The organism is Paenirhodobacter enshiensis (assembly GCF_000740785.1).
Lineage (GTDB): Bacteria > Pseudomonadota > Alphaproteobacteria > Rhodobacterales > Rhodobacteraceae > Rhodobacter > Rhodobacter enshiensis.
On sequence record NZ_JFZB01000039.1, the window covers coordinates 1 to 12,323 of the forward strand.

At 67.2% G+C, this 12,323-nt stretch carries 10 protein-coding genes; 7 read left to right on the plus strand and 3 right to left on the minus strand.

Translation table 11 applies throughout. The features are described from left to right. From CG50_RS13790 to CG50_RS13815, 6 genes are all read left to right on the plus strand, one after another. A partial coding sequence (locus CG50_RS13790; protein WP_036639573.1) for an Ig-like domain-containing protein occupies positions 1-1,710 on the plus strand: 1,710 nt, incomplete at its 5' end. An 88-nt stretch (positions 1,711-1,798) separates the two neighbouring features. Continuing rightward, positions 1,799-4,015: a type I secretion system permease/ATPase gene (locus CG50_RS13795; protein WP_211248626.1), complete on the plus strand. Its 2,217-nt coding sequence runs from the start codon at positions 1,799-1,801 to the stop codon at positions 4,013-4,015. After that, positions 4,012-5,184, plus strand: a complete 1,173-nt coding sequence (locus CG50_RS13800; RefSeq protein ID WP_152559536.1) for an HlyD family efflux transporter periplasmic adaptor subunit — start codon at positions 4,012-4,014, stop codon at positions 5,182-5,184. The genes CG50_RS13795 and CG50_RS13800 overlap by 4 nt, the downstream gene beginning before the upstream one ends. A 70-nt stretch (positions 5,185-5,254) precedes the next feature. Next, a complete protein-coding gene (locus tag CG50_RS13805; RefSeq protein WP_036639575.1) occupies positions 5,255-5,698 on the plus strand; it encodes a hypothetical protein in 444 nt (147 codons plus the stop codon). 6 nt (positions 5,699-5,704) lie between these two features. Further along, on the plus strand, positions 5,705-7,042 hold the full coding sequence (locus CG50_RS13810; protein WP_036639576.1) for a TolC family protein: 1,338 nt from the start codon (positions 5,705-5,707) through the stop codon (positions 7,040-7,042). A 115-nt stretch (positions 7,043-7,157) separates the two neighbouring features. Continuing rightward, on the plus strand, positions 7,158-8,204 hold the full coding sequence (locus CG50_RS13815; RefSeq protein WP_036639579.1) for a helix-turn-helix transcriptional regulator: 1,047 nt from the start codon (positions 7,158-7,160) through the stop codon (positions 8,202-8,204). 97 nt (positions 8,205-8,301) lie between these two features. Here the strand turns inward: CG50_RS13815 and CG50_RS13820 are convergent, their stop codons facing one another. From CG50_RS13820 to CG50_RS13830, 3 genes are all read right to left on the minus strand, one after another. Then, positions 8,302-8,661: a roadblock/LC7 domain-containing protein gene (locus CG50_RS13820; RefSeq protein WP_036639581.1), complete on the minus strand. Its 360-nt coding sequence runs from the start codon at positions 8,659-8,661 to the stop codon at positions 8,302-8,304. 177 nt (positions 8,662-8,838) lie between these two features. Further along, positions 8,839-9,489: a helix-turn-helix domain-containing protein gene (locus tag CG50_RS13825; RefSeq protein WP_051910014.1), complete on the minus strand. Its 651-nt coding sequence runs from the start codon at positions 9,487-9,489 to the stop codon at positions 8,839-8,841. A 61-nt stretch (positions 9,490-9,550) separates the two neighbouring features. Then, a complete protein-coding gene (locus tag CG50_RS13830; RefSeq protein ID WP_036639586.1) occupies positions 9,551-10,822 on the minus strand; it encodes an NAD(P)/FAD-dependent oxidoreductase in 1,272 nt (423 codons plus the stop codon). A gap of 361 nt (positions 10,823-11,183) precedes the next feature. Between CG50_RS13830 and CG50_RS13835 the strand changes: the two genes are divergently transcribed. Beyond that, positions 11,184-12,248, plus strand: a complete 1,065-nt coding sequence (locus CG50_RS13835) for an extracellular solute-binding protein (protein ID WP_036639588.1) — start codon at positions 11,184-11,186, stop codon at positions 12,246-12,248. The last annotated feature ends 75 nt before the right edge of the window (positions 12,249-12,323 follow it).

The window sequence follows — 12,323 nt, forward strand, 5'->3', positions numbered from 1 at the left end:
GGCTCGGCGGACGATGCGGGCGTGATCGACAGCGTGCCGCCCGCGATCACGGTCGATGCCCCGGCACAGACGACCGACACCACGCCCACCATCACCGGCACCACCGATGCGACACCGGGCAGCACCGTCACCGTCACGGTGACGGGCTCGGACGGCACCCCCCAGACGCTGACCGCGACGGTCACCCCGGGCGGCACCTATACCGTCGACGTTCCCGCGGCCCTCGCCGAGGGCAGCTACACCGTCACGGCGAATGTCACCGATCCGGCCGGCAATACCGGCACGGCAAGTGACACCGGGATCGTCGCGGCCCTCGCTGCGACCGAGGATACCGGGACGAGCTACACGGTTGCCGATCTGACCGGCGAGACCGGCTCGGGGCTGACGGTGACCTCGGTCTCCGTGGGCAGCGGGACGGCCACGGTCACCGGCGGCGGCAGCGCCGTCAGCTATACGCCGGTCGCCAACTACAGCGGCGAGACCACGATCACCTACACGCTGAGCGACGGATCGACCTCGACCGCGCTGGTGCACGTCGCTCCGGTTACCGATGCCCCCACGGCGATGGGCAACTTCACTTTCGACATCGCGAGCACCAGCTTCGCGACCTACAGCTGGTCGAACATCCAGTCCGTCAGCGACGGAACGACGACCTGGGATCTGGAAAAGAACGGCGGCGACGGCGCGGATTCCGCCGATCTCGTCAATGCCATCGACTATCTGTATGCGAATGACTATGCCTCGGCCACGACCGGCACGACCACCTCGATCGTCAGCTCCAGTCTGCCGACCTATCAGGCCAAGCTGATCACCGGCTATGTCTTCCTCGAAGCCGGATCGACCTACTCGTTCTCGGGGACGGTCGACGACAGCGGCACGATCGTGATCGGCGACGTGACGTCGGGTCATGCCAACTGGGCCGGGACCAACACCTCGACGGCAAGCGATTTCACCGTGGCAGAGACCGGGTTCTACACGTTCGACCTCTATCTGCACAACGCGGCCGGCGTCGGGAACTACAACTTCTCGATCCTCAATGCGGACAGTGGCAGTGCGGTGCAGCTGTTCGGCAGCGAGGCCGACATCCAGCAGGCGATCTCGAGCTACAACTATCTGTCTCTGGGCAGCTTCGACGACGGTTCGGATGCCGATGGCAACGGCTATTACGCGCTGCAATACGGTTATACCGGCACCGAGGGGACGGGGATCTCGCTCACCGGCGTGGGCGCCAAGCTGAGCGATACCGACGGCTCCGAGCATCTGACGATGACGGTGACCGGGCTGGCCGAGGGGGCGACGCTGAACTACGATGTCACCCATGCCGACGGCTCGACCGGGACGGGGACGGCCGTTGCCGACAGCAGCGGAACGATCACCGTGAGCGGTGAACCCGGGGACGTCGAGTTCTCGTATCTGACGCTCAATATCCCGGCGGGGGACTACAACGTCCAGGTGACCGCGACCGCGCAGGACGCCCCCGACGCATCGAAGAGCGCGACCACCGAGTTCACGGTCCACTCGACCGCGGCGAGCAGCGGGTTCTCGGCCTTGGCGGCGGCGGCCGATACCACGGACACGAGCGGAACGACGACGGCGGACAGTTCCGGCATCGCGACCGCGACCGCGGCCGATACGTCGAGCACGGTGGCGCTCTACTCCGACACGACCTCGGTCTGGGACGAGACGCTGAAAACCGCGTCGAACTACTGATCGTCTTCGCCCGCTTCGGGCAGGCGCTGTCGCGGCGGTCTCCGGATCGCCGCGACAGAACCGTCCCGGGGGGCCACGGAAACCGAACATGCCTGAGCCGATGCAAAAAATCGCGGATGTGCCGCAGCCGGGACCTCAGCCGGAGCCGCACCCCGGCACCAACGAGGCCGGCACCAACGAGGCCGGCCCGAACAGAGCTGGCCCGAACGGGGCCGGTGGCCCGCGCCGCGACTGGGTGAATTCGATCCTGCGCGTGGCGGCGCATTACCGGATCGGCGCCTCGGCCGAACATCTGAAACGTCAGGCCGACTGGATGGGGGCCGGGACGGAGCTGCAAAGCCTGGCCCGCGATGCCGGGCTGGCGCTGGCAGAAACCGCGCCCGATCCCGCCGCCGTCACCGCGCTGCGCCTGCCGCTGGTCGCGGAATTCGCGGACGGCAGCATCGGCGTGATCGAGACCGAGACCGCCGATGGCTTCGGCGTCGCCTTCGGGTCCGAGGGCGGCACGCTCACCCCCGTCGCGCGCGAGGCGCTGCGGCTGCGCCGGCTGTTCGTGCTGCGCCCGGTCGCTGCCGCCCCCGATGCGCGGGTCGATCTCTATATCGCACCGCATGACCGGCACTGGCTGCGCAAGCTGATCACCGCCGATCTGCGGCCCTATCGCACGATCCTGCTTGCCTCGGCGGTGTCGAACATCCTGGCGCTTGCGGGGGTGATCTTCTCGATGCAGGTCTATGACCGGGTGATCCCCAGCCAGTCGCTGCCGACGCTGTGGGTGCTGTTCGGCGGCGTGCTGCTGGCGGTGGGGTTCTCCTACGCGCTCAAGGTGCTGCGCGGCTACATCACCGACGCGGTGGGCAAACGCGCCGATCTGGAGATTTCCGACCGGGTGTTCGGCCATGCGCTGCGCGTCACCTCGGCCAGCCGGCCGCGGGCGACGGGCACCTTCATCGCGCAGATCCGCGAACTCGACCATGTGCGCGAGATGATGACCTCCTCGACGATCGCCGCGATCGCCGATGTGCCGTTTTTCGCGCTGTTTTGCGTGCTGTTCGCCTATCTGGCGGGGGTGCTGGTGTGGATCCCGCTCGCGGCGGCGGTGTTGCTGGTGCTGCCGGGGCTGTTCGCGCAAGGCCGGCTGCGCACGATGGCGAGTGCCAACATGCGCGAACGCGCGCTGCGCAGCGCGATGCTGGTCGAGGCGGTGCAGGGTGTCGACGACATCAAGTCCCTGCAGGCCGAGCCGCGGTTCCAGAACCAGTGGATGCAGTATAACGAGGCCTGCGCCACCTCCTCGATGGAGCTGCGCACCCTGGTCGAACGGCTGTCGAGCTGGGCGCAGAGCGTGCAGGGCGCGGCCTTCGCGGTGGTGGTGTTCTTCGGCGCGCCGATGGTGATCGCGGGCGACATGAGTTCGGGCGTGCTGGTCGCGGCCTCGATCCTGTCGTCGCGGATGCTGGCGCCGCTCAGCTCGGTGGCGCAGCTCATCAACCGCTGGCAGCAGGCGAAGATCGCGCGCGAGTCGCTCGACAAGCTGATGGCGCTGCCGGTCGACACACCGGATTTCGCCCGCCGGGTGCATCTGCCCACGATCCGCGGCGCGTTCTCGCTGACGAACGCGGGCTTCGGCTATTCCGCCGACGATCCGGTGCTGAAGATCGGCCGGCTGGAGATCGCGCCCGGCGAGCGGCTGGCGGTTCTGGGCTCGAACGGGTCGGGCAAGTCGACGCTGCTCGCCGGGCTGGCCGGGCTGATCGCGCCGCTCTCGGGCGAGGTGCGGCTCGATGACATCACGCTCGGTCTGATCGACCCGGCCGACGTGCGCCGCGACATCGGCTATCTGGGGCAGAACGCGCGGCTGTTCTACGGCACGCTGCGCGAGAATCTGACGCTCGGTGCGCCGGGGGCGGACGACGGGCAGATCGTGCAGGTGCTGGGGGAGCTGGGTCTCCTGGATATGGTGCGGCGGCTGCATGACGGGCTCGACCATCAAATTCAGGAAGGCGGCACGGGGCTTTCGGGCGGGCAACGCCAGGGGCTGCTGATCGCGCGGCTGTTGCTGCGCCGGCCGCGGGTGCTGCTGCTCGACGAACCGAGCGCGGCGCTCGACGAGGTGGCGGAGCGCGAATTCATCGCGCTGATCGGCCGGCTCGATCCGAAGATCGGCGTGGTGATCGCGACGCATCGACTGGCGGCGCTGGCCGCGGTCGATCGGGTGCTGGTGCTGAACGCCGGCACCGTGGTGATGAACGGGCCGCGCGACACCGTGCTGAACCGGCTGCGCGCCCCGAGGGCCGCCGCATGAGCGCGATGAGCACCCATCTCGAACCCGACACCGCGATCCGGGCCGAGACCCATGCCGTGCGGCTGATCGCGGTCGCCTGCGCGCTGTTCTTCATCTGGGCTTTCGTCTTCCCGCTGACCGAGGTTTCGAGCGGTTCGGGCACGGTGGTGCCGAGCTCGCGTGAGCAGGTGATCCAGTCGCTCGACGGCGGGATCCTCGCCTCGCTGTCGGTGCATGAGGGCGATGTGGTGGAAGAAGGAGAGCTGCTCGCGCGGCTCGATCCGACGCGCTCGGCCTCGAATGTCGAGGAGGCCGAGGCCAAGTATTACGCCGCCATCGCCACCGCCGCGCGGCTGCGTGCCGAGATCGCGGGCGACGAGGCCGTGACCTTCCCGCCCGAACTCGACGGGCATGACGATCTGAAGACCAACGAGACCGCGCTGTTCGTGTCGCGCCGCGATGGTATGAGAGAAGCGCTCGCCGGGCTGACCAACGAGCTGGCGCTGGTGCGCCAGGAACTCGCGATCACGCGGGGGCTGCAATCCTCGGGCGCCTCGAGCCGGGTCGAACTGATCGGCCTCGAACGCGAGGCCGCCAAGACCGAGATGGACATCGCCAGCCTGAAGGCCGACCGGCTGGTGAAGGCGGGCGAGGAGCTGCAGAACGCCAATGCCGAGGCGGAGGTGCAATCCTCGGTGGTGCGCGGACGCTCCGACCAGTTGCAGCGGCTGACCTTCCGCGCGCCGATGCGCGGCGTGGTCAAGGATATCGCGGTCACCACCATCGGCGGCGTGGTGCCGCCGAACGGCGATCTGATGACCATCGTGCCGATCGACGACCAGCTGCTGATCGAGGCGAAGATCGCGCCGCGCGACATCGCCTTCATCCACCCCGGTCAGGAGGCGCTGGTGAAGATCTCGGCCTATGACTATTCGATCTTCGGCGGGATGAAGGGCGAGGTCACCACGATCTCGCCGAACACCGTGCGCGACGATGTGAAACCCGAGATCGTCTATTACCGGGTCTATATCCGCACCGACAGCGACCACCTGACCAACAAGGCCGGAACGGTGTTCCCGATCGTGCCCGGCATGATCGCCACGGTCGACATCCGCACCGGCGAGAAGACCGTCTGGCAATATCTCGTCAAGCCCTTCAACCGCGCCCGCGAAGCCTTGCGCGAGCGATGAAGACCCTGCCTGCAAGACCACCTGTAACGATATCGGGCGCTGTTCGCCCCATCCACAAGAGGACGCTACAATGAACGGATTCTCTTCTGCCTGTCGCAAGTTCCTGGCCGTGGCCGTGCTTGGCCTCGCGCTGCCCGCGGGGGTCTGTGCCAAGGACATGACGCCGGTTTCGGGGCTGAACACCGTCGCCCCCGAGGCGGACTTCCCGAATGTCGAGCGCCGTTATGCCGACATGGATGCACACTACGCCCGCACCGGCACGGCGCGCAGCGCCCAGCAGATGCGCAAGGTCGCACTCGGCCAGAGCAAGGGGGTGCTGGTGCGCTATGCCGGTCAGCCGGTCTCGGCCAATGCCGACGGATCGTGGAACTTCGATCTGCGCCTGCCCGCCAACGACCGGCGCAGCACGCTGGTGTGCCAGTACCGGGTGTATTTCGACGATGCGCAGAAGGTCGCCGCCACCGCCTGGCGCCGTCCGCAATGCGCCGATATCGTGACCGGCGGGAAGCGCTGATCGCAGATGAAACGCCTCGCTGATACGGGTCTGCGCGGCAGCGCGATCCTGTGTGCCTGCCTTGCGGCGCTTGCCGGATGCGGTCTGCCCCAGCCCGACGGCACCGAAGCCGCGCTGATCGCGCGGGCGAAGGAGATGCCGCCGCTCGCCCCGGCGAAGGGAACCGGCGCGAAAGAGGCGGTGCGCAACGGGCTGCTGATGCACCCCGACGTGCGCGAGGCGGCAAGCTCCGTCGCCGCGAGCGCCGATCAGGTGCGTGTGGAGCGCGGCGGCTTCTTCCCGTCGCTCGGCCTGTCGGTCGGGGGCGGGGCGGGGGCCGCGGGCGAGGGCGACCCGGCGCTGAAGCTGAACCTGACCCAGCTGCTGACCGATTTCGGCACCACGAAACGCGCCGTCACCGCGGCCGATTTCGATCTGCAGATCGATTACGTGACCTTCCAGAAGGCGGTCGACGACGCGACGGTCGAACTCCTCGAGGCCTATGACGCGGTGCGGATGAACGAGGCGGAACTTGCCGTCTACCGCGCCCAGCTTGCCGCGATGACGGAGCTGCAAAAGCTCGTGGCCGAGCGCGTCGAGGTCGGCGCGACGACCGCGCCCGATCTGCTCGAGACCCAGAAGCGGGTGCAGAACGCCGCCTTCCTCGTGCAGGACGCCGAACTGGCGCTGGCGGACGCGCGCGAGCAGCTGGAGCGCCGGACCGGCCAGTCGGTGGGCGGCGGCGTGCCCGAGTTCCGCGGCGGCTGCACGCTGCACGGCGATACCGACAAGATGCGGCTGGCGAAACTGAAGATGGCCAAGGCGGAAATCGACCTCGAACAGGCGCGCAAGGCGCAGGTGCCGAAGATCACCCTGTCGCCGCTCGCGCGGCTCGGGACGGGGAACACATCGACCGGGCTCGGGCTCAACCTGGGGGTGAGTTCCGATCTGATGCAGGGCGGTGCGCTCACCGCCAAGGCCTCGGCGGCGCGCAATGCCCGCGATGCGGCGCGGGCCGCACTCGAATCCGCCGACCGCGATGCCACGCTCTCGGCGCGCAAGGCACTGCGCGACATCACCGCCGGCGCCCGCCGCGAGGACATGCTGAACCGCCAGATCGAGCTTCTGGCCCGCACCCGCGAGCTCTACCGCAGCCAGTATTTCGATCTGGGCAAGCGCTCGATCTCGGATCTGCTCGACAATGAGGAGGAATATTATACCCGACAGGCGGAACAGGTGGAATTGAGTTCCACCCTCGCGGCCAGCCGGCTGACCTGTTCCGTTTATGCGCGAACCCTGCGTCCGGCCATGGATCTGACAGGGAAAACGCTTTATAATCTACCACTTAGCACAGACAACCTTTAGGGCAATCGTGAATACCATGCGATCCGGCCCGCCCCCGAGGGCCTCAGACCGGGAAATCAGAGAGCGGCAGGAGCGGGACCGGCAGGCGGAACTGATCGACCTCGTTTATGCGGCGATGCTGGAAGAGGGCGACTGGCAGAACTTTCTCGACGCGCTGATCGCGGACATCCCGTCGGGCAAGGCGGCGATGCAGATGTTCAACGTCCAGCGCCCCGCCGAAAGCGGCGTGGCGATGAGCGCGGGCTTCGACGGAACTGCGCTCAAGGCTTATGCGGCGCATTTCTGTTCGGTCAACGTGCTGCAAAAATCGCTCGCGCTGCGCAACGACGGGGTAGGGTATTCCGATGCCCAGCTGATCGCGCCCGAGCTGCTGCACGAGGGCGAGTTCTTCAACGACTGGTTGCGGCCGAACGGGATCCGGGCCTCGGCCGGGGTGAAGATGGGGGCGGCCGGCGCCTGGAGTTTCAGCCTGACGCTGATGAGCGAGCGCGATGACGATCCGATCCGCGCCGAGCTGGCGACACGGCTGAGCGCGATCGCCCCGCATCTGAGCCGCGCCGCCCGGTTCTATCAGCGTCAGGATACCGTCGCCCCGGGCAGTCTGGAGGCCGGGCTGATGGGCAGCGCGGCCTCGGGGGTGATCGTGCTCGGACGCGACTGCGTCATCGAGGCGATGAACCCGCTGGCCGAGACGATCCTGCGCCGGGGCGAGGGTCCGTTCCAGGCGGTGCGCAACCGTCTGGCGGTGCGCGATGCCGGGCTCGAGGCGCGCATCCAGGCCATGCTGCGCCCGCAGGCGGACCGGATGCGCCCCGATACGGTGACGCTGGCGCTGCCCGGAATGCGGCTGACGCTGATCCGGGTGACCCGGAGCGGGGTGCCGCTGCTGTTCCGCGGGATCTCGGTCGTCGTGCTGATCGACAGTCTGGACACGGTGGAGCAGTTCGACGAGGAGGTTTTCGCGCTGGAATACCGGCTGACCCCGGCCGAACGGCGCGCCGCACGCGGGATCGTGGCGGGGCTGAGCCCGGCCGAAATCTCGCAGCAGGCCGATCTGTCGCGCGAAACCATCCGCGCACAGATCCGCAGCCTGTATCAGAAGACCGGCGCGCGCAGTCAGGCCGATATCGTTCGCCTCGCCCGGCTGCGGCTCGCGCGCTGAGCCCCCCGGAGGGGGCAGGCGCGGTTTTCAGGGGGGGGCAGGGGCGCCGGAAGCGGGCCCGCAGACCTCTTCCGGCGCCCCGCCAGCCGTTTTCCCGTCAGATTTTCAGGGTGGTCTCGACGCTCTTCAGGGTCAGCCGCGCCAGACCGAGGTTCGCCGCCTTGCGCTCGAGCGCGACATAGACGAACACTGCCGGATTGGCGGCGAGCGGACGGATCAGGTGATACTGCGTGCCGAGCGAGATCAGGATATCCTCGATGTGATCGCCGCCGAGGCCGAGCATCTTCATCGCCGCGTTCTTGGCGCGCAGCACCTCGGTATTGGCGGCGGCGGCGATTTCCAGATTGAACGAGGGATCGCCCTCTTCGCTACCCAGCATGAAGCCGGTGTCGCTGTCGACAAGGCAGGCTCCGATGAAACCGGCGAGGTTTCTCAGTTCGGAGATATCGGTAGACATAGGGAACTCCATTGACCCGGTAAACTTACAACAATTGCGTTGGCTAACTAAATATAGCGTCACAAAAGTGACGTAAAACGGGCAATTCCCATAAAATTGCGGCTAAAAAAACGACAAAGCGCGACATCCCGCCCCCCCAGGCGGCACGCGGCTGCGCCGGCTTCTGCAGAAAGCGGCTCAGTAGAAAGCGGGCGTGGTGACCCAGATCACCTCGGTCTCGACGCCCTCGGCCCAGAACCGGATCATCGCGGTCGCCGGGAAGGCGAAGGAATCGCCCGGATGGACGATCTCGGTATGGCCGTCGATCTCCAGCCCGAGCGCGCCGCGCAGCACCACGCCGCCCTTGGCGCCCTCGGGCTCGTTGTAGGGATCGTCGCCGGTGGTGCCGGTCGGGCTGAGCACGATACGCATCATCTGCAGCTGCAACATGCTGTCGGGGGTCAGCATGTCCTTTTCCATTCCGGCGGCGGCGAAGCTCATATGGCGCTGCGCCGCCTGCCGGATCACGTATTGCTGGCGGTCCGCAAGCGGCGCGTCGTGATAGGCGGGGTCGAACAGCCAGCTCAGCGGCATGTCGAGCGCCTGACACAGCAGCACCATCTTGTCGACCGACAGCATCGCCCGGCCGCGCTCGATCTGGCTGAGCTGCGCGGTCGAGATATGCGAGGCCTGCGCCACCTGTGCCAGCGTCAGGCGCCGCACCTTGCGCCGCAACCGCAGCCGGCGGCCGATCTCGGCGCCGGTGGAGGCGCCAGTGGTGGCGCCGGTGGACGGCGCGGAGGCGGGGGCTTTCGACACGTCACTCATGAAATCGTCCTTCTGCGCCATGGCGGTCGCTCTGTTGCACAAGGTCCTCGCCCGGATCGGCATCCTGTCTGACCGCGCCGGCTCAGCGGCCGCGGAGCCGGTCCAGCATCCCATGCCAGGCCATCGTCGTCTCGGCCCCGATCCGCCAGAACGGATGGAAGGCAAAGCGGGTCAGCTTGTCCTCCACCGGCAGGGAAATGTCCACCTTGCCGCCCGACAGGATATGATCGGCGGTCAGCTTGCCGGCGATGCTCGACAGTGCGACGCCGCGCCCGTTGTAGCCGAACAGCAGCCGCACCCCCTCGGCCGGGCGCACCAGATGCGGGAAATGATCGGGCGTCACCGCGACCTGACCGTGCCAGGTCCAGGGGAAGTCGACCCCCTTCAGCGCCGGCCACAACTTCACCGCGTAATCGACGAGGTGGCGGTAATCGGCGGGGCCACGGGCATCGCGCTGCGCACCGCGCCCGCCCATCAGCAGCCGCCCCGCATCGTCGATGCGGTAATAGATCACGTCCCAGGCGGCTTCGTAAAGCGCTGCGCCGCAGGGCATGATCTGCGCGCGCAGCGCCTCGGGCAGGGGGTCGGTCGCGGCGATGTAAGTATAGATCGGCACCAGCGCCTGACGCATTCCGGGCCACAGATCGCCGGTATAGCCATTGGTGCAGATCAGCAGCTCCGGCGCGGTGACGCTGCCCGCCGCGGTTTCGACGCGCCAGCCCGCCCCGGCGCGCCGGAGCGAAAGCGCGGCGCTCTGGCCATGCAGCACCGCGCCCGCCTTCTGCGCCGCAAGACCCAGCCCGCGCGCATAGCCGAGCGGGTTCAGATGCCCGCCGCGCGCATCGACCGCCCCGCCGAGATAGATGCCACAACCGGTCATCGCGGCCATTTCGGCACGGTCGGCAAAGCGGATCGGCCAGCCGCGCGCGGTGGCCTGCGCCACCAGATCGTGCACCTGTTGCAGGCCGGCCCGGTCGATCGCGGCGCGGATCGTGCCGGAATTCACCGCCGCGCAGTCGATGCCGTGGCGCGCCACCAGATCGAAGACGAAGGCCGGCGCCTCGGAGGCGAGCCGGTTCATCCGCTGACCGCGTTCAGTGCCGAAATGCGTCTCGACCGCATCGGGGAGCAGCTTCAGCCCCGGGTTGATCTGCCCGCCGTTGCGCCCCGAGCAGCCATGCCCGATGTCGCCCGCCTCCAGCACCACCGCTTTCGCGCCCTGCTCTGCCAGATGCAGCGCCGTCGACAGCCCGCTGTAACCGCCGCCGACGATGACCACATCGGCCTGACTGTCGCCCGCGAGCGCCGGAGCCGAAATCTGTGGACGCGCCGTTTCGAGATAAAGATTCTTCATGACCAGTCCCTGTTTTCGGGCGGCGCGCACGGATCGGGGATTGCGAACCGGGGTCCGGCTGTCGCCTCATTTATTTGCGTGTAAAAAATCAGTGGCATTTTTTTTGCATGTCGGCAAGTTCATTCAAATTTTTTATTGAAACGGAATTTGTTCCATGCTTGCCTTGGATCACAACCAAAACAGGGCCGCTTTCGCCCCCGGGCGGGAAGACGGTCTCATCGCACAGGCGGGATGGGGCAGGGGGAAACCCCGGGCAGCCCTTTGGCGGGCCGTTGCCGGCCGTATCCCGCCCCCAGGCCGCCCCCCGCGGGCGACACGGGGCAAGAAACGGCGAAACTGCGACAACAGGAGAGAGTGACAGATGAAACTTGCAATCGGTCTGACGGTCCTCGCGGCCCTGATCCCCGCCCTTCCGGCACTCGCCGAGGGCCCGGTCGCGGGGGTGACGGCACCGGGCTCGCTCAAGGGCAAAAGCGTGACCTTCGTGTCCTATGGCGGCGTCTATCAGGACGGCCAGGTCAAGGCGCTCGACGATTTCGTCAAGACCTCGGGGGTCGATCTCTATTCCGACGGCCCGACCGAGCAGGCGAAGATCCAGGCCCAGGTCGAGGCCGGCAACGTGCAATGGGATGTCGTCGATACCGGCGACACCATGCCCTTCGTCCATTGCGGCACGCTGTTCGAGAAACTGGATTTCAGCCGCATCGACACCTCGAAGATCCCCGAGGGTCAGACCGGCCCGTGCAGCGTTCCGGCGATGAACTACGCCGTCGTGCTGATGTACAAGAAATCCGCCTACAAGGACCATCCGCCGACCGGCTGGCACGATTTCTTCGACACCAAGACCTTCCCCGGCACCCGCGCGATCCCGGGCTATGCCGATCCCGAGGGCTACATGATCGAACTTGCGCTGCAAGATGACGGTCTCGACAAGACGACGATGTTCCCCGCCGATATCGACCGGGCGCTGAACAAGTATCGCAAGATGCGCGACAGCCTGATCCTGTGGCAGACCGGCGCGCAGTCGCAGCAGCTTCTGGAATCGGGCGAGGCCGACATGGCGATCGTGTGGTCGGGCCGCGGCAAGGCGGCGGTCGGCAACGGGGCCGATTACGCGCCGGTGTGGAACGACTGGGTGGTGGTCAAGGATCAGCTGACCATCCCGAAGGGCGCGAAGAACACCGATGCCGCCTATGCGCTGATCAACGCCTATCTGGGCAAGCATTCGCAGGAGGTCATGGCCGAGGCGACCTCCTATTCGCCGATCAACGTCGAGGCCAAACCCAAGGTCGACGCGCTGACCGCCGAGTGGATGACCAACACCCCGGAAAAGCAGAAGACCGCCTATAATTACAACATCCCCTACTGGGTCGCGCATTATCCCGAGCTGGCCGAGAAATGGGGCGCCTTCATCGCCGGCAACTGATCCGCCGTTCCGACCGGAGACTGCCCCCGCTCCGCCCGGGTGCCGGGAGCAGTCTCGCCTTTCGATTTCGGTGCG

Excerpts from the sequence above, each read along its gene's own strand:
- CG50_RS13795 (WP_211248626.1), top strand. The coding sequence starts at position 1,799 with ATGCCTGAGCCGATGCAAAAAATCGCGGATGTGCCGCAGCCGGGACCT.
- CG50_RS13800 (WP_152559536.1), top strand. The coding sequence starts at position 4,012 with ATGAGCGCGATGAGCACCCATCTCGAACCCGACACCGCGATCCGGGCC.
- CG50_RS13805 (WP_036639575.1), top strand. The coding sequence starts at position 5,255 with ATGAACGGATTCTCTTCTGCCTGTCGCAAGTTCCTGGCCGTGGCCGTG.
- CG50_RS13810 (WP_036639576.1), top strand. The coding sequence starts at position 5,705 with ATGAAACGCCTCGCTGATACGGGTCTGCGCGGCAGCGCGATCCTGTGT.
- CG50_RS13815 (WP_036639579.1), top strand. The coding sequence starts at position 7,158 with ATGCTGGAAGAGGGCGACTGGCAGAACTTTCTCGACGCGCTGATCGCG.
- CG50_RS13820 (WP_036639581.1), bottom strand. The coding sequence starts at position 8,661 with ATGTCTACCGATATCTCCGAACTGAGAAACCTCGCCGGTTTCATCGGA.
- CG50_RS13825 (WP_051910014.1), bottom strand. The coding sequence starts at position 9,489 with ATGGCGCAGAAGGACGATTTCATGAGTGACGTGTCGAAAGCCCCCGCC.
- CG50_RS13830 (WP_036639586.1), bottom strand. The coding sequence starts at position 10,822 with ATGAAGAATCTTTATCTCGAAACGGCGCGTCCACAGATTTCGGCTCCG.
- CG50_RS13835 (WP_036639588.1), top strand. The coding sequence starts at position 11,184 with ATGAAACTTGCAATCGGTCTGACGGTCCTCGCGGCCCTGATCCCCGCC.